Origin of the sequence: Amycolatopsis keratiniphila (assembly GCF_000400635.2) — a bacterium.
In the GTDB taxonomy this organism is placed as follows: domain Bacteria; phylum Actinomycetota; class Actinomycetes; order Mycobacteriales; family Pseudonocardiaceae; genus Amycolatopsis; species Amycolatopsis keratiniphila.
Map to the genome: position 1 here is coordinate 5756425 of NC_021252.1, position 16208 is coordinate 5772632.

Annotated in this window: 15 protein-coding genes; 4 read left to right on the top strand and 11 right to left on the bottom strand. The window is 68.5% G+C overall.

Annotated features, from left to right (window positions below; translation table 11 throughout):
• The first annotated feature begins 117 nt into the window (after positions 1-117).
• On the top strand, positions 118-414 hold the full coding sequence (locus tag AORI_RS66875; RefSeq protein ID WP_016335501.1) for a DUF6506 family protein: 297 nt from the start codon (positions 118-120) through the stop codon (positions 412-414).
• On the opposite strand, the gene AORI_RS66880 is transcribed toward AORI_RS66875, so the two are convergent.
• Entirely contained in the window at positions 411-890 is a 480-nt protein-coding gene (locus tag AORI_RS66880) for a MarR family winged helix-turn-helix transcriptional regulator (protein ID WP_016335502.1), read from the bottom strand. The two genes, AORI_RS66875 and AORI_RS66880, sit on opposite strands and share 4 nt — an antisense overlap.
• A gap of 83 nt (positions 891-973) precedes the next feature.
• Here AORI_RS66880 and AORI_RS66885 point away from each other — a divergent pair, with 83 nt between their 5' ends.
• Positions 974-1615 (top strand): FMN-dependent NADH-azoreductase, encoded by a 642-nt coding sequence (locus AORI_RS66885; RefSeq protein WP_016335503.1) that lies wholly within the window; start codon positions 974-976, stop codon positions 1613-1615.
• 49 nt (positions 1616-1664) lie between these two features.
• Here the strand turns inward: AORI_RS66885 and AORI_RS66890 are convergent, their stop codons facing one another.
• From AORI_RS66890 to AORI_RS66935, 10 genes are all read right to left on the bottom strand, one after another.
• Entirely contained in the window at positions 1665-4760 is a 3096-nt protein-coding gene (locus tag AORI_RS66890; protein ID WP_016335504.1) for a TIM-barrel domain-containing protein, read from the bottom strand.
• Between the two features lie 254 nt (positions 4761-5014).
• Entirely contained in the window at positions 5015-5800 is a 786-nt protein-coding gene (locus AORI_RS66895) for a DeoR/GlpR family DNA-binding transcription regulator (protein WP_016335505.1), read from the bottom strand.
• Positions 5801-5926: 126 nt separating this feature from the next.
• Positions 5927-7783, bottom strand: coding sequence for a DUF5107 domain-containing protein (locus AORI_RS66900; RefSeq protein WP_016335506.1), 1857 nt, complete (start codon positions 7781-7783; stop codon positions 5927-5929).
• Positions 7780-8847 (bottom strand): ABC transporter ATP-binding protein, encoded by a 1068-nt coding sequence (locus AORI_RS66905; RefSeq protein WP_016335507.1) that lies wholly within the window; start codon positions 8845-8847, stop codon positions 7780-7782. The genes AORI_RS66900 and AORI_RS66905 overlap by 4 nt, the downstream gene beginning before the upstream one ends.
• Before the next feature lie 6 nt (positions 8848-8853).
• Positions 8854-9783: a carbohydrate ABC transporter permease gene (locus tag AORI_RS66910; protein WP_016335508.1), complete on the bottom strand. Its 930-nt coding sequence runs from the start codon at positions 9781-9783 to the stop codon at positions 8854-8856.
• Between the two features lie 10 nt (positions 9784-9793).
• Positions 9794-10732: a carbohydrate ABC transporter permease gene (locus AORI_RS66915; RefSeq protein WP_016335509.1), complete on the bottom strand. Its 939-nt coding sequence runs from the start codon at positions 10730-10732 to the stop codon at positions 9794-9796.
• Positions 10732-12123 (bottom strand): ABC transporter substrate-binding protein, encoded by a 1392-nt coding sequence (locus tag AORI_RS66920; RefSeq protein ID WP_016335510.1) that lies wholly within the window; start codon positions 12121-12123, stop codon positions 10732-10734. The genes AORI_RS66915 and AORI_RS66920 overlap by 1 nt, the downstream gene beginning before the upstream one ends.
• Before the next feature lie 81 nt (positions 12124-12204).
• Positions 12205-13086 carry a class II fructose-bisphosphate aldolase gene (locus tag AORI_RS66925; RefSeq protein ID WP_016335511.1) on the bottom strand — a complete coding sequence of 294 codons (882 nt, stop codon included), beginning with the start codon at positions 13084-13086 and terminating at the stop codon, positions 12205-12207.
• Between the two features lie 10 nt (positions 13087-13096).
• Positions 13097-13987 carry a 1-phosphofructokinase family hexose kinase gene (locus AORI_RS66930; protein ID WP_016335512.1) on the bottom strand — a complete coding sequence of 297 codons (891 nt, stop codon included), beginning with the start codon at positions 13985-13987 and terminating at the stop codon, positions 13097-13099.
• A 7-nt stretch (positions 13988-13994) separates the two neighbouring features.
• Entirely contained in the window at positions 13995-14876 is an 882-nt protein-coding gene (locus tag AORI_RS66935; RefSeq protein ID WP_016335513.1) for an SIS domain-containing protein, read from the bottom strand.
• Between the two features lie 218 nt (positions 14877-15094).
• On the opposite strand from AORI_RS66935, the gene AORI_RS66940 reads away from it, so the two are divergent.
• Positions 15095-15568: a carboxymuconolactone decarboxylase family protein gene (locus AORI_RS66940; protein WP_016335514.1), complete on the top strand. Its 474-nt coding sequence runs from the start codon at positions 15095-15097 to the stop codon at positions 15566-15568.
• A 99-nt stretch (positions 15569-15667) separates the two neighbouring features.
• Positions 15668-16117 carry a MoaF C-terminal domain-containing protein gene (locus tag AORI_RS66945; protein ID WP_016335515.1) on the top strand — a complete coding sequence of 150 codons (450 nt, stop codon included), beginning with the start codon at positions 15668-15670 and terminating at the stop codon, positions 16115-16117.
• Positions 16118-16208: the final 91 nt, after the last annotated feature.

Here is a 16208-nt window from a genome sequence, read left to right on the forward strand (position 1 = left end):
CCGGCCGTTCGACCTCTCCTGTTCGGTGACGCCGGACGGCCGTTCGGATCCGCCTCGTGGACGGCGCCCCTCGGTTCGCGATTACCTCACGGTGTCCGGGAACGAAGGAGAATCGTCATGAGACAGTGGGGTTTCGTGTATTTGGCCGACGGCTGCGACCCGACGCGGGACGTGTCCCGTGTGGACAGTGGGAACTGCCTGACGGTGCTGATCGGGGTCGGCCGCGTGGAGCAGGTCGTCGCCGCGGCCCGGCGACTGGTCGGCGAAGGGGCGCAGCTGATCGAGCTGTGCGGCGCGTTCGGTCCCGTTTGGACGGCACGGGTGATCGAGGCGGTGGGCAGCGAGGTTCCGGTCGGGAGTGTCATGTACGGCGCCGAAGCAACGGAACAGCTTCACGACCTGTTCGGCGGCTAGCAGTCGTCGATATGCGCGGATTCGACGCAGGCGGCGGGCTCGGCATGGCCCGCCGCCTGGTACAGCAGGGTGTACAGCGTCTCGCGCTGATCCTTGTCGAGCGCGCCGAGCACCTCGTCTTCGACCGCGGCGAGGGCGAACTCGGCCTTGACGAGTTGCTTCAGGCCGACGTCGGTCAGTTCGACGATGTGGCGGCGCCGGTCCGCGGGTGATCGCCTGCGTTCGATGAGGTTCGCGGATTCGAGGTCGTTGAGCAGCCCGACGACGTTCGTGCTGTCCATCTCCAGCGTCTTCGCGAGGTCCTGCTGCGAACAGCCGCCGAGGTCGCGCAGCACGGTCAGCGCGACGAGATGCCGGGGGCGCAGGCCGAGCGGGGCCAGGACCGACTCGCTGCGCAGCCGGATGCGGCGGGTGACGTGGTCGAGCAGCGCACCGCAGCGATGCGGGGGCTGGTTCACGACCGGGAGTTCGGACACTCGTCAAGTGTACGTTCCCACATGATGACCGCCACAGCATCAATGGTTTGCGTTACACAAACTATCTATGCAAGATAGTACGCATGACGAACCTGCTGCACATCGACTCCAGCATCACGGGCGAGCACTCCACCAGCCGCCGCCTCACCGCGCGGGCGGCCGCGGCCTGGCGTGCGGCCAATCCGGAAGGCACCGTCACCTATCGCGACTTGGGCGCCGACCCGCTGCCGCATCTGGACGCGGTCACCAACGTCGCCAGGACGGTCCCGCCGGAACAGCACACCCCGGAGCAGGCAGCCGCCTGGCGGCTGATCAAGGAGCTCGTCGACGAGGTGAAGGCGGCCGACACGATCGTGCTGGGCCTGCCGCTGTACAACTTCGGCCCGCCGAGCACGGTCAAGGCCTGGGTCGACCATCTGATCGCGCCCGGGCTGTCGATCGACATGGAGACCAGGGAAGGCCTCCTGGGCGGGCGCGATTTCATCGTCCTCGCCGCACGCGGCGGCGGATACGGCGCGGGCACGCCACGCGAGGGCTGGGATCACGCGCAGTCCTGGATCCCCCACGGTCTCTCGCTGACCGGCCTCGAGCCGCGGTTCGTCACCGCCGAGCTGACCATGGCGAAGACCAACCCGGCGATGGCGGACCTCATCCCGCTGGCCGACGAGAGCCAGGCCGAGGCGGAACGCGCCATCGACGCCTTGTGGACTCCCGTGGCCGCCTGACTCGTGAGTGGCAAGGACGGTTCTAACCGTCCTTGCCACTCACGAGGCTTCAGCCGATGCCCGCCGCGAACACGTGCATCGCGCTGTTCGACGGCAAGGTGACCGCGACGACCTCCTTACCCGCGGTCAGCGGGACGGAGTTCGCGAACACCCGGTACGGCGTGGTCGGATACGCGACCCCGGCCCGGGTGTGCTTGCCCAGCACGGTCGCCACCGTGGTCGCGCCGTACTGGGCGGGATCGGCGCAGCACCAGTTGGGGAAGCCGAGTTCGGCCTGACTCGTGCTGCCGTCGGCATAGCGGACGACGACCGTCCCCTTCGCCGTACCGGTACCGGTTCCGGCCAGCACGAGCTTCGCCCCGGTACCGCGCACCGCGATGGTCTGGCCGGACGCGAGGACGTTGTCCTTCTGCCCGGAACCGGTCTGCGGCCACGTCAGCTGTGCACCGAGCGCCGAGAAGCCCGCACCCGGCTTGAGCCCCACCTCGGCTAGGCCTTCCGCCCGGAAACTGCTGCCGCCACCATCGAGGTCCCCCACCGCGACGTGGGCCGCGTCGGTGACGCCGACGTTGCCGTAGGCCGCGGCCAGCGAACCGTGCGGCACGGTGACCGTCACCGAGTCGGTGACCCGGTTCTCCCCGAGCCGCGCTTTGTACGACGCCGACGCGGTGAGCTGGTAGTCATCCGGTTTGATGCCCGCGTCCGGCGTCACCTTGACCGGGACACGCACGGTCGCGCCGGGCATCACCAGCCGCGGGCCGGCGGGCACCTCGGCACGGAAGCCGTTGGCCGGCAAGGAGAACGAGACGTCCCGGACCGGCAGCGGCGTGCCGTTGGTGAAGCTCAGCGTGCCCGTCGCGGCCTGTCCGGGACCGGCGACCGCCGGGACGGACAGGGTGACCGAGCCGTTGCGGTCCTCGGGGAAGATCCCGCCGACGGCGCTCGTGCCGAACAGCCGGACGTCCTGACGGTCACCGGCGCCGATCTTGCCGGTCTTGACCCGCGCGACCCCGCCGGTGGCCGGATCGAACCACCAGCCCGACGGCGCCGCGTCCAGTTCGGCCTTGCTGCCGTACTGCCGCAGGATCGAAGTCCCGGCCAGTACGGTCGCGGGCTTGCTTCCCGTGTGGACGGTCAGCTGGTAGTTCCGCGCCGCGGGTTTCCCGGCGTAGGAACCGGAGCTCGCACCGATCCCGACCGTCACCGTACCGAGCCCGGACGTCGGCGCGTCCACGGTGAACGTCTGCTTCGCCTGGTCACCGTTCTTGTACGCCCTGGTCACGCCGTCGTCCTCGGTGAGCGTGAACGAACCCTTGCCCTGCGGGTAGACGTCGAGGTCGAGCACGCCCTTGTCCCGCGTCTGCCACGACTTCGTACCCTCGGCCCACATCGGCACCACGGCACCGGCGCGGACGAACAACGGCAACGTGTCGAGCGGCGCGTCGTAACCGTCCACAGTGGTCGGACCGGTGTAGTTCTTGCCGCTCCAGTAGTCGACCCAGGTGCCCTTCGGCAGGTAGATGCCGTTGCGGACGGTGGAGTTCTCGTACACCGGCGCGACGAGGAAGTCCTTGCCGGACAGGAACTCGTACTTCGCCTTCTCACCCCACACGTTGGGGTCGTCGGGGTATTCGAGCGCCAGCGGGCGGACCTGGCCGACGCCGGACTTGTGCGCCTCCACCGAGTGACTGTAGGTGTAGGGCAGCAGCCGCTCCTTGAGCAGCAGATACTTGCGGTTGATCGAGGTGTACGGCTCGCCGTACCGCCACGGCTGCTTGTCCGACGCGGCCCAGCCGTCCATCGTCATCGAGACCGGCAGGAAGGCCTTCCACTGCAGGTCTCGGACGTAGGTCTGCGGGCTGCCGCCGAAGATGCCGTCGATGTCGCCGGTGTTGTACGCGATCCCCGACGTCGTGGCGCCGGCGTAGGTCGGGATCTGCCACTTGATGTAGTCGTAGGAACCGGCCTGGTCACCGCTCCACAGCACGCCGCAACGCTGCGCGCCCGCCCAGCTGACCGGCGTCCAGACGAAGCCTCGCGCGTCGCTGTTGTCCTCGATGCCCTTGTGCGCGGTGTCGCAGGCGTCCAGCGCGAACTGGTAGCCCGGGCCGACCCACGCGACGTCGAGTTTGCGGACGCGGACCCCGGCCTTGACCTCTTCGACCTGGTTCGGCACGCCGTTTTCGGTCCAGAGGCCCAGCTGCATGTTGTTCTTGCGCAGGCCTTCGCCGGTCTGCTGGAGGTTTTCGTAGCCACAGCCGTAGCCGTCGTTGACGAGCATCCAGCCGTTGGGCATCCCGTGTTCGGTGTAGCCCTCCGCGATCTTCACCGCGTCCAGCGTGTGGCGCTCGCCGCGGTTGGCGTTGTGCAGGTAGCAGTCGGCGTCACCGTGTTCGAGGCCGTAGAGCGGTGGCAGGAATGGCTTCCCGACCAGATCGGTGTAGCCGGTGATGACGTCCTTGAGCCCGTCGCCGACGACGTACGTCGCGTCGAAGCGGCGCTCGTCGTGGGTCGTGCGCACCGGTTCGGTGAAGGCGTAGGTGCCTTGCGCGAAGGTGTTGCGCAGCACGCCGTATCCCGCCGTGGAAGCGTAGAACGGCTGCGAATTCGGGGCTCCGCCGTCGTTCCAGTTGTAGTCGGCGAAGATCCGGATCGTCTGGTCGCGGTGGCTGAAGCGGCCGTTCTGCTCACCGCCGCCGACGAACTGCTCGGTCGCCGTCCGCGCCAGGGTCTGCGTGGTCTGTTTGTCGGTCCAGGACAGCGGCGCCGACTCCTCCCAGAGCCGCTTGCGATCCGCGCCGTCGTACAAAGCGAGGCGCAGTGGATGCTTGTACGCCCGCAACGTCGCCTTGGCCGTGGAAACCGCCCAGTAGTCACCCTTGTCGGCCGTCTTGGGGGTCACCGGGGCGCCGGTGCGCGGCAGCACGATCTTGCTCCCGGCCGGATCGGTGAACGTGCCGTCCGGCGCTAGCCAGACCCTGACGGCGCCTTCTGCCGGGAAGCCGACACGCACCGCGGCGCTTCCCGATTTCAGCGTCACCGTGGGGCCTTCGGCGGAGATGCCGGTCAGATCGCCCAGCTTGCCTGCCGCCGCCGCGGTCGGGTCGGCGTGGGCGGCGACCGGGGAAAGCCCGAGAAGGGCCACTGCGGCCAAACAACTCAAGGATTGCGCAACTCTGCTCATTCGAGACACCTTTCGCGCATGAATACGCAATAGAGTCTCTGTATAGCGCACGGTTCGCGCAAAGTCATCCGCCGAAGCGGTGCTGCCGACTTTCGTCGGGTCGGCCGAAGATCCTTATGCGGCAACGGGTGTTCGTGCCCTGGATGTCATGAAAGGGTCGTTCAGGACATCTTTTGTCCTGAACGACCCTTTCATGACACTCGGGACCGGAGAGGTCAGACCGCCTGGACCTCGACGCCCGCGGCCTCGAAGGCCCGCAGCACCTTCGGATCGGCGTTCGAATCGGTGACCAGCGCGTGCACCTGCGGCGTCGCGCAGATCCGCGCGAACGCCCGGCGGCCCAGCTTCGAACCGTCGGCGACCGCGACGACGCGTTCCGCGCGCTCGACCATCAGCCGGTTGATACTCGCCTCACCCTCGTGGTGGGCGAAGGCGCCGGCGTCGGCGTCGAACGCGTCGACCCCGAGGAACAGCAGGTCGATCGTCAGTTCGCTGAGCACGCGCGTGGCCAGCGGCCCACTGAGCTCGAACGACTGCGGACGCGCGACCCCGCCGGTGACCACGATCTTCACATGCGGCCGGACCGCGAGTTCGTGCGCGATGTTCAGCGCGTTGGTGACCACGGTCAGCCCCGGCGAATCACCGCGTCCGGCCAGATCGGACCGGGTGGCCAGCGAGCGCGCGACCCCGGCCGTCGTCGTCCCGCCGTTGAGGCCGACCACCATGCCCTGCGCGACGAGCGCCGCCGCGGCGACACTGATCCGCTGCTTCTCGGGCACGTGCCGCGCGGTCTTGTAGCGCAACGGCAGGTCGTAGGCGAGGTCGTTGGCCACCGCGCCACCTCGGGTGCGGGTGAGCAACTGCTGCTCCGCCAGATGATCGAGGTCGCGCCGGATCGTGGCGGCGGAAACGTTCAGTTCCTCCGCCACGTCCTCGACGTCGATCTTCTCCCGCTGCCCCAGCAGGTCCAGCAGGGTGCTCAGCCGTTCGTGCCGGGCCATCGGCGCCACTCCTAGCTCGCTGCGGCCTATCGCGCATACCGGTGCGCTGTTGGCCACTGTTTCGAGCAGTATGCTGCATCGCGGCTGTCCGCCGCGAGCGGCACGCCGGTCGAGTGGCCCGGCCGGTCACTTCATCCGGAAGTCGTGCTGTTCCGGCAGCGGTTCGTCGGAAACCGCCGCCCAGGTGTCGGACAAAGACGTTTCCCCTTCCCTGATGTTCGCGACCTCGAAACCGCTGTCGTACACGGCCTTGGCCCCGGCGGTGTCGCCGAGGGCGAGCCGGGTCCTGGCGGTCAGGAGGGCGATCCGCCCTTCCACGGGCAGCCCCTCCAGCAGCACACTCGCTTCGTCCGGAAGCCCGGCGGCCAGTTGCGCCGCGATGGCCTCGACGACCAGTGGACGCAGTGACGGCGCGAGGGTGACCGCCCGCCGGTACAGCCAGGCGGCCTCGTGCCCGGCCGTCGCGATCGCGAGATTCCGCAGGGCCCAAGGGTTCTCGGCCGCCGACACGGACTCGCGCCAGGCGCGGACCGCGTCCGACTGCCGTCCGGCCGCCCAGTGCGCGACGCCGCGGTGGTACCAGGTCAGCCAGTTCTTCGGGGCGTACTCCATGAGATCCGCCCAGTACCGGTTCACCAGCGTCGCCGGCGGGACGGCGAGCGGATCGCCGTCCGGCGGCGTCCCTTCGAGCAACGCGAGCCACGGCTCCTGGTCCGGCCCGAGTGATTCGTCCGGGAACGGCGTGCCCGGGAGACACATCGGCGCCCGCCGGTTCTCCAGGGCACCCCAGCCGGAACCGGTGGCCAGGAAGGATTCCGGGGTGACGTCGGCGATCTTCCGCCACGCGTCGTGGAACCCGTCCATGGTCTCCGCCGACGGCAGACCGGCGGCGACGGCTTCGCGAGCCGCCGTCCAGTCTTCGCCGTGCACCGCGACAGGATCGGCGGCGACGGGGCCGTATGCCTCCAGCCAGTCCCAGCTCTCCCCCGGCGGCAAGCGCAGGTGCTCCAACTGGGTGCGGGCCAGCCCGGCCTGGATCTCCAGATAGCCACCGGCGCCCGGGGCCAGCCACTCCTGCCAGCGACGGCCGCCCGTGGATTCGCCCCACAGGAACAGTTTCCGGCCGCGCAACCGGCCGGTGGACAGCTGAGCGAGCCCCGTCCCGTCCTGCTCCACGGCCGCGACCCACGGTCGCCCGGTCACTTCGAAGAAGTAGTCCGCCGCGGCCTCCGCGCGAGCCGGATACGTCAGCTCGCCGGGTACGTCGACCAGGTCGAGCCGTCCCGAATAGCCGTAGTGCCAAGCCTGCGTCGCGGGCGCCAGCACGCGGGTGCCTTCGTTCTGCGGCACCGCGATGTTCGACCACCAGTACACCGGGACGTCGTAGGGATGCGGGTTCCGCACCCGCACGGCCACGAGCAGGTGCTCCGCCCCTTCCGGCAGCCAGAAGTCGACCTGGTAAGGCAGGTCGCGGGTGCGTTCCCACTCCCACAGGCGCAGCACCGGCGTGCCGTCCGGCCCCTCGATCTCAGCGGCGAACATCGGCTCGCAGGTCAGCGTCGTATGCCCGGTGCTGCCGAGGTTCCACTCGACACCACCGGCGAACCACGCGTCCCTCAGCGCGAGGTTCGCGGGCTGGAACACGGGGTTGCGGTAGAGCAGCTCACGCCCGGACGGCTTGTGGACCAGCGAGTACAGCCGCCCGCCCACCGACGGCAGCACGGTGGCCCGGAGCTTGTCGTTCTCCAGCACCACCGCCGGGAGCTCGCGTTCGGCACGTTCGCGCGTGTAGCCGTCCTGCAGGAGACACGGCAGCGTGGTGTCCAGGCGGCCGTAGCCGACGTTCTCCGCCAGGTCGGGTGGCAGCTCGTCCACATTGGACACCTTGGCCACCGCCTCCGGTTTCCGGAGTGGCGGCAACGGGTTCTCCGGGCCCAGTTCGGCGGCCGGGAGCACCAGCCCGGCGCGGTACAGGCTGGTCATGCGTCCGGGAGCCTGTCACCGGTCGCGGCGTCGAACAGGTGCACCGCACCCGGTTGCGGGGTGAGGGAGATCGGCTCGCCGCGCTGCCACGGGGCCATCCCCGGGGTGCGGACCGTCAGCACGCGGTCACCGTCACGGCAGTAGAGGTACTGGTCGCTGCCCAGTTCCTCGACGACCTCGACGATGGCCTCGAAACCGCCGTCGCCGATCGTCCAGCCCTCGGGCCGGACGCCGACGACGATACCGGGCCCGGTCAGTGCCGAACGTTGCGCCGGGGTCAGCGGAAGCCGCGTCCCACCGGCGACGGCCCCATCACTGTCCACAGTGGTCTCCAGCAGGTTCATCGCGGGCGAGCCGATGAACCCGGCGACGAACACGTTGACCGGCTTGGCGAACAACCCGACCGGTGTGTCGCATTGCTGGAGGATCCCGTCCTTCAGTACGGCGACCCGGTCTCCCATGGTCATCGCCTCGACCTGGTCGTGCGTGACGTAGAGCGTGGTGATGCCCAGCCGCCGCTGCAGTGACGCGATCTGGGTGCGTGTCTGCACGCGGAGTTTGGCGTCCAAGTTGGACAGTGGCTCGTCCATCAGGAACACACTGGGCTCGCGCACGATCGCCCGCCCCATCGCGACCCGCTGCCGCTGACCACCGGACAGCTTCGCGGGTTTGCGGTCCAGGTACTCGGTCAGGTCGAGCACGGCCGCGGCCTCGCGCACCTTGCGGTCGCGTTCGGCCTTGGGCATCTTGGCCAGCTTCAGGTGGAAGCCGATGTTCTCCCCCACCGTCATATGCGGGTAGAGCGCGTAGTTCTGGAACACCATGGCGATGTCCCGGTCCTTCGGCGGCAGTTCGGTGACGTCGCGGTCGCCGATGTGGATGGAGCCGTCGTCGACGCCTTCCAGCCCGGCGAGCATCCGCAGCGTGGTCGACTTCCCGCAGCCGGACGGGCCGACCAGCACCAGGAACTCGCCGTCGGCGACCTCGAGGTCGAGGCCGTCGACCGCGGGACGGTCCACCCCGGCGTAGAACCGGGTGGTGTCGGAGAAGGTCACGGTGGCCATCAGGTCCTACTTTCCGGCGCCGAGGGTCAGGCCGGTGATGATCCGGCGGGCGAGCACGAGGTAGAGCACGAGCATCGGGAGCACCACGATCGCCACACCGGCGATCAGTCCGCCGTACTCCGACTGATAGCTCGCGGCCCCGTAGAAGGTGAAGAGCGCGCGCGACAGCGTGAAATGCGCCTGGTCCTTGAGGAACACGATCGCCAGCAGCGTCTCGTTCCACAGCCCGATGGCGTTCAACGTCAGCGCGGTGATCATGCCGCCCCGAGTGAGCGGCAACATGACCGAGAAGAACGTGCGCATCGGCGACGCGCCGTCGAGCGCGGCCGCCTCCTCCAGTTCGTCGGGCAGCGACCGGAAGAACCCGGTCATCAGGAACACCGTGAACGGGATCGACAGCGCCACGTACAGCACGAACAGGCCGTATTCGTTGTCCAGGTGCACTTTGCTGAGCACCACGAACAGCGGGATGATCACGGTCTGGAACGGCACGCCCATGCCGATCGCGACGACGTTCGTCATCGGTCCCGCGCCGCGGACGCCGAGCCGGGTCAGGGCGTACGCGCAGGGCGCCGAGACGGCGACCGTGACGACCGTCGCCAGCCCGACCAGGACCACCGTGGTCAGCACGGCCTCGCCGAAACCGGCGTTGTTCCAGGCGTAGATGAAGTTCCGGAACGGCTTGCCGACCTTGAACCACTGGTACGGCAGGTCGAACGGCCTGGTGAAGATCTCCACCGGTGTCTTGAACGACGCCGTGAGCAGCCAGTACAGCACCAGGATGTTACCTGCGGTGAACAGCCACACGATCGTGGAACCCAGGACGCGCAACGGGCTGAACCGTTTCGCGCCGGGTGCCGGACGTGGTTTGCGTGGCGGCTTGCGCACCGGTTTCGCCGCTCGCCGCGCGGGCGCCTCGACGTCGGTGACGGACATGGGATCTCCCTCAGAACTGGATCGCGTCACGGCGCATCAGCCGGCGGAGCAGGACGACGAGCACGGACACCAGCACGATCATCGCCACCGCGCAGGCACAGGCGGCACCGAAGTCCGGGGTGCCGTTCGAGCCGAAGGTCCGGTCGAACACGTAGATCCCCAGCGTCCACGCCTCGTTGGGCGGGGCGTAGGTGCCCGGCCCGGCCAGCACGAACACCAGCTCGAAGATCTTGAGCGCGTTGATCGTCCACAGCACCCCCGCGACGCCGACGACGTCCCAGGTCATCGGCAGCGTGATGTTCTTGAACTTCTGCCACGGCGACGCCCCACCCAGCTCCGCGTCCTCGTAGAGGTACGGCGGGATGCGGTCGACCGCGGCCATCAGGATGGTGATGTAGAAACCCGAGCTGGCCCAGATCAGCGAAGCCGTCACCACACCGGTCACATTGGACGGTGCGAGGAACTTCGCCGCGTCCGCGCCGAGACTTTCCAGCACGTAGTTCGCCAGCCCCTGTTTCCCCGGCTGGTACTTGAAGACGAAGCCGAGGAACATGCCGAGCGCCACCGGCGCCACGATGTTCGGGAAGAACAGGATGGCGCGGACGATCTTGCCGCCCTTCATGTCCCTCAGCACCATGGTGAACAGGAACGCCAGCGCGAACGTGCCGATCCCGCCGAGGAACACGTAGATCAGCGTGTTGCGAAAGGCGTACTGGAACGAGTCGCTCGCCCACATCTGCGTGTAGTTGGTGACGCCGTTGGGTTCCGGCGTGTCCCCCGCCCCGGCCCAGCTGGTGAAGCTCAGCACGACGGTCGCGATCGTCGGCAGGACCAGGAAGGCCAGGTACAGCACCAGCGCCGGCGCGGCGAACGGCCAGAACAGCCGTTTCTTGCGACTCAGGTGCGCCCCGGCCTTCACGGCCCGCGCCGGCGGTGTCGTGACCGTCATCAGCCCTGGTTCTTCCAGAATTCGGCGCCCTTGGTGGCGAGCTGGTCCACGAACTGCTGCGGGGTGATCTGGCCCTTCAGCAGCGCGATGTCGGCGGGGTCGAAGACGTCGGTCTGCCATTTGCCGCCGGCGATACCGTCGATCCCGTCGTACTGCAGGACGTGCTCCTTCTTCGGGTCGTCCAGCGCGGCCTTGACCTGCTTCAGGTCGTCCGGCACGGCGAGGTCCGCGCGCGGCACGAGGTTGTCGGCCACCACGGGGATCCCGGCGAGCAGGTCCTTGTTGAGGAAGTAGGCGATGAACGCCTTGGCCGCCTCGGCGTGCTTGGCCTTCTTGGTCACCGAGAACCCGATCGACATCTGCTCGACGGTGTCGTGTGTGGCGCCCTCGGGCATCGGGAACTGGAACGAGCCGTAGTTGATCTTCGTCCCGGCGCCCTGCTTGTCCAGGTACTCGCGGGTCTCGCTCGGCGCCCAGCTGCCGACGTAGAGGAACCGGGAGTCACCGTCGGCCCAGCGCTGCTGCACCTGCGGGAACTTCGCCGCGTCCCAGCCGTCGATGAAGTACTTGGGCAGCTTCGCGGTTTCGGTGGCGGCCTTGAGGAAACCGGGGTCGGTCTTCCACGCCTGGCCGGTCTTGTCGGTCGCGGCCTTGTACAGCCCGCCCGCGCCGACGTAGCGCTCGGCGAGCTGGGTGTAGAAGTACATGTTGTAGAACGGGATGTCGCCGTCGAGGCTGATCGCGGCCTTGCCGTCGGCCTTCGCCTTGTCGAACAGGCCGATCAGCTCGTCCATCGTCTTCGGCTGCTGGATGTCGCCGGCGGTGTCCTTGTTGAACCACCAGGCGCTCGACTGGATCGTGTACGGGACCATGAAGTTGTGGCCCTCGCGGTCCTTGTTCTGCGGGAAGTCGTACGAGCTGGGCGAAAGCACGTCCTTGACGGTCTTGTCGCCCTCGCCGACCTTCATCGCGAACACGTCGTCGACGCTCTGCGTGCCGCCCGGCGTCATGACCGCCGCGCCGACCTTGCTGACGTCCTGGTCGAACAGGTCCGGCACGGCGTCGGTGTTCAGCGCGGGCACCAGGTTCTGTGTGTAGGCCTTGCGGCCCAGCCACTGCACGTCGACCTTGACGCCGGTCTTCTCCTGGAAGCATTTGAAGGCCTTCTGGAGGACCTTGCCCTGCGGCTCGTCGGCCGTCCACATGGACCAGTACGTGAATTCCTTGTCCGTCACGGGTTTCACCCCCGCCTCCGGACAGGGCGCGTTGAGGAACTGATCGACGCCCGGGAGGGCGTTCTCGCCGGTGCCACCAGCCGTGTCCCCGCCGCCGCATCCCGCGAGCAGGAGCGCCGCCCCTGCCGTCAATGCCGTGAGCCTGCCTACCCGCATCCGCCACCACCTGGATCGAAGATCACACAAGTTCTGCTTGTTCTTGCGCAGTTTTGTGAGGTTTCACGCACATGTCAACACTCAATCGCGCAAAGTCTGCTCAATCGTCACCTTGACCGGTTCAACATGATCAAGCTTGAGCACTCCCAGCAGCCGCCGCACCTCGACGGCGACCGCGGCGCGCCCGGCACCGAGGTACTTTCGCGGGTCGACGCGCTCAGGATGCGCGCGCCAGTCCTCCGCCACGGCCGCGGTGAACACCTTGTTGAGCTGGGTGGCGATATTGATCTTCGTCATCCCGGCTCGTACGGCTTCGGCCAGCCCGTCGTCGGGCACGCCGGACGATCCGTGCAGCACCAACGGCACCGGCACTGTCTCCCGCAGCCGCGCGATCAGCTCGAAGTCCAGCGCGGCGTCACGGGTGAGCATGGCATGCGAACTGCCGACCGCCACCGCCAGCGCGTCGACACCGGTGGACGCGACGAACTGCGCCGCCTCATCGGGATCGGTGCGCGCTCCGGGCGCGTGGACGCCGTCCTTGCCCCCGACCTCGCCGAGTTCGGCCTCCACCCATACGCCGTGGTCGTGGCAGTACGCGGCGACTTCCCGTGTGGCGCGCACGTTGTCGGTGTAGTCCAGTTTGGACGCGTCGAACATGACGGAGCCAAAGCCGAGTGCGACCGCCTCGCGGACCAGATCGGCCGATTCCGCGTGGTCGAGATGTACCGCGACCGGCGTGGCGGCTTCTCTGGCCGCTGCGAGGGCCGCGGCACCGACCGGCGCCAGTGAGCCGTGGTACTTCACGGCGTTCTGGCTCAGCTGCACGATCACCGGTGCTTCCGCCGCGGCGGCGCCGTCGATGATCGCGGTGAGGTGTTCGAGCTGGATCGCGTTGAACGCGCCGCAGCCGTGCCGGGCCGCCGCGGCGGCACCGACGATCTCCCCGGTTCCCACCAGAGGCATGACTGTTCTCCTAGTCCGGGCGGGCGCGCACGGCGACCAGCCCCTGTTCGGCTCGGTAGTGCTCGAGGTCGACGTCCCCGGCGAGCGGGCCGAGCACGGCCGCCCCGGACAACGCGACGGCGCGGCGCAGGATGTCCGGCCAGGATTCGGCACGGCTCAGCCCCAGTGCCAGCGCGGCGACGACGGCGTCACCCGCGCCGGTCGTGTTGCCACTGAGCACAGTGGACGGTGCCGCGTGCCAGGCGCCGGAGCCGGTCACCGCCAGCAGCCCTTCGGCACCCAGCGAGACGACGACCGCGCCGGCCCCGGCCTTGCGCAGTTCGGCCGCGGCGGCCACCGGATCCCGGAGGCCGGTGACCTCGCGCAGTTCGTCGGCGTTCGGCTTGACGACGGACGGCTTCCCGGCCAGCCCGGCGAGCAGCGCCTCGCCGGAAGTGTCCAAGATGGACGGTGCGCCGCCGAACAGCCCGGCGTATCCCCCGGAACCCGGAGGAAGGCTGCCCGAGCAGACGAGTACGTCCGGCTTGCGGGCCTGGACGGCCGTCGCAAACGCTTGCCACTCGTTTCCGGCGAGCCGTGGCCCGGGCTCGTTCAGCAACGTGACCGATCCGTCGTCCGCGAGAACCGTGATGGTGCGCCGGGTCTCGCCGCCGATCGGAACGGCGGTGGCCGGGATGCCCGCCGCCGCGAGATCACCCACGACGGCGGCGCCCGTCGCACCGCCCGCCGTGAAGAGCGCACGGACGTCGGCCCCGAGCGTGTGCAGTACGCGGGCGACGTTGACGCCCTTGCCGCCCGCCCGGTGCCGCACCTCCCGCACCCGGTGCACGTCACCGGGCCGGAGACCGTCCACTGTGTACGTGACGTCCAGCGCGGTGTTCGGCGTGACGGTGACGATCATGATGTTCTCAGGTCAGGACGACGGAACGCGTGAGGCTGCGGGGGTTGTCGGGGTCGAGCCCCTTGCGGGCGGCGATCGCCCCGGCGACACGCTGCGCGCGGACCAGGTCCGCCAGCGGGTCCAGGCCGCTTTCGACGAACAGCCCACCCGCGCGGGCGACGTCTTCGGCCAGCCCCTCCGGCGCCTTCCCGAACATCCAGGTCACCCGGCCGGGTTCACTGATGCTGATCGGCCCGTGGCGGTAGTCCCACGCCGGGTACGACTCGGTCCACAGCAGGCACGCCTCGCGGAACTTGAGCGCGGCCTCGTTCGCGATGCCGACGGACCAGCCGGTGCCGAGGAAGCTGAACTGCTCGGCACCGATGAGTTCGTCGGGCAACGGTTCGGCGAGCACGCGCTCGGCCTGGTCGGCGACCGCGGTCAGATCCTCGCCGAGGTGCGCGCGCAGCATCGCCAGCGCCGTCGTGGCGAAGCGGGTCTGCACGACCGAGCGTTCGTCGACGACGGACAGGTCGACGATCGTGTCCGCGGCGGCCTCGATCTCGCGGGGCACGCCGGTGATCGCGATGGTCGGCGTCCTGCCCCGCAGCTTCGCCAGCAGGGCGTGGACCTCGGTCGTGGTGCCCGACCTGGTCAGCGCCACGACGTGGTCGTATCCGCGCCCCTCCGGGAACTCCGACGCGGCGAAGGCGTCAGTCTCGCCGAGCCCGGCGGACTCGCGAAGGACGGCGTACGCCTGGCCGATGAACCACGAAGTGCCGCAGCCGACGATCGCGACCCGCGCGCCCGGCGGCGGCAGCAGCTCACTGTTCGCCGAGGCCAGCGCCGCCGCGTCCCGCCAGCGGCCGGGCTGGCTCGCGATCTCCGCCGCCATGAAGGTCCCGCTCATGAACTCCCCATCCGTGCCAGTTGTGCGCAATAGCTGTCACGTTAGGTGCAGTTTTGTGCAACGTCAATGCTCTGTTAGCGCACTTTCACGCATTTGATGCGTTCGGATGTGCGTGATGGCCGCGGCCTCGACATGCGTGACCGGCGTCACTCCGAAAGCTGTCACAACCGCTCCGCCCGGCTCGTCATGTAGGCAGCAATCGACCGAGAGGAAAGATCATGGAACCGCGCGTCAACCTGTTCGAGAACGAAGTCGTCCTCAAGTACGTCAAGCGTCTCGGCGCCGCGAACCGCCCGATCGAGGAGTCTTCGCTGCCGCACGCGACCCAGGAACTGGTGAAGCTGCGCGCCAGCCAGATCAACGGCTGCGGTTTCTGCACCGACATGCACAGCAAGGACGCCGCGCACGCCGGTGAGACCTCGGTCCGGCTCAACCTGGTCGCCGCCTGGCGGGAGGCGAACGTGTTCACCGAGCCCGAGCGCGCGGCCCTCGCGCTCACCGAGGAGGGCACCCGGATCGCCGACGCGCACCACGGCGTCAGCGACGACACCTGGGCGCAGGTGCGCAAGCACTACGACGACGAGCAGATCGGCGCGTTGATCGCGTTGATCGCCGCGATCAACGCGTACAACCGGCTCAACGTCATCGCCCGGACACCGGCGGGCGACTACCAGCCCGGCATGTTCGACTGATCCTCGCGTTCATCGACAACAGGATCGCTTCGCCGGACAACGATCGATGTGCGACGGGCTGCTAAACCTGCGGATACCAGCGATCCGGAGGTTCAGCCCGTGCAACTCGACGTCCGCTTCTTCCCCGTGACCGGGACCCATCGGCTCAGCACCGACCTCGTCGGGCTCCGCGCGAACTTCCACTACGGCTCGGGAAACGTGCTGGAGCAGCATTACGCGGACCGGACGACGATGATCTGGACCGGCGTGTCCGGCGACTTCGCCGGTGTCCGACAGAAGGAATCGACACTGCGTGTCTTCGAAACCGGCCCGGCGCAGTATTTCGTCACCTGGTACGAATCCGGGACCGTCGCGACGGCGGCGCACGGTGAGATCTTCGACGGTGGCTATCCCATCGCGGTGCTGGCCGACTTCGGCCGTCTGATCGCGACTGCCGCCTACACGAATCCGCGTGAAGACGGCGGCCAGTATTTCCTGGTCGACCAGGCGACGATCGAGATCCTGGACAAGCCGCACGGATGGCCTTCCTTTCCCGGACCGCGGTCGTGAGTGACGACCGCGCGAGGTCGTGAGTGGCAATGAGGGTTAGAACAACCCAAATCACTCACGACCCCCGCGCGAGATCGCGCAAACAACCAAA

Bases quoted from the DNA above. Each gene is read 5' to 3' on its own strand.
- AORI_RS66905 (WP_016335507.1), bottom strand. From the start codon at position 8,847: ATGGCCACCGTGACCTTCTCCGACACCACCCGGTTCTACGCCGGGGTG.
- AORI_RS66900 (WP_016335506.1), bottom strand. From the start codon at position 7,783: ATGACCAGCCTGTACCGCGCCGGGCTGGTGCTCCCGGCCGCCGAACTG.
- AORI_RS66910 (WP_016335508.1), bottom strand. From the start codon at position 9,783: ATGTCCGTCACCGACGTCGAGGCGCCCGCGCGGCGAGCGGCGAAACCG.
- AORI_RS66920 (WP_016335510.1), bottom strand. From the start codon at position 12,123: ATGCGGGTAGGCAGGCTCACGGCATTGACGGCAGGGGCGGCGCTCCTG.
- AORI_RS66895 (WP_016335505.1), bottom strand. From the start codon at position 5,800: ATGGCCCGGCACGAACGGCTGAGCACCCTGCTGGACCTGCTGGGGCAG.
- AORI_RS66925 (WP_016335511.1), bottom strand. From the start codon at position 13,086: ATGCCTCTGGTGGGAACCGGGGAGATCGTCGGTGCCGCCGCGGCGGCC.
- AORI_RS66915 (WP_016335509.1), bottom strand. From the start codon at position 10,732: ATGACGGTCACGACACCGCCGGCGCGGGCCGTGAAGGCCGGGGCGCAC.
- AORI_RS66875 (WP_016335501.1), top strand. From the start codon at position 118: ATGAGACAGTGGGGTTTCGTGTATTTGGCCGACGGCTGCGACCCGACG.
- AORI_RS66940 (WP_016335514.1), top strand. From the start codon at position 15,095: ATGGAACCGCGCGTCAACCTGTTCGAGAACGAAGTCGTCCTCAAGTAC.
- AORI_RS66935 (WP_016335513.1), bottom strand. From the start codon at position 14,876: ATGAGCGGGACCTTCATGGCGGCGGAGATCGCGAGCCAGCCCGGCCGC.
- AORI_RS66930 (WP_016335512.1), bottom strand. From the start codon at position 13,987: ATGATCGTCACCGTCACGCCGAACACCGCGCTGGACGTCACGTACACA.
- AORI_RS66885 (WP_016335503.1), top strand. From the start codon at position 974: ATGACGAACCTGCTGCACATCGACTCCAGCATCACGGGCGAGCACTCC.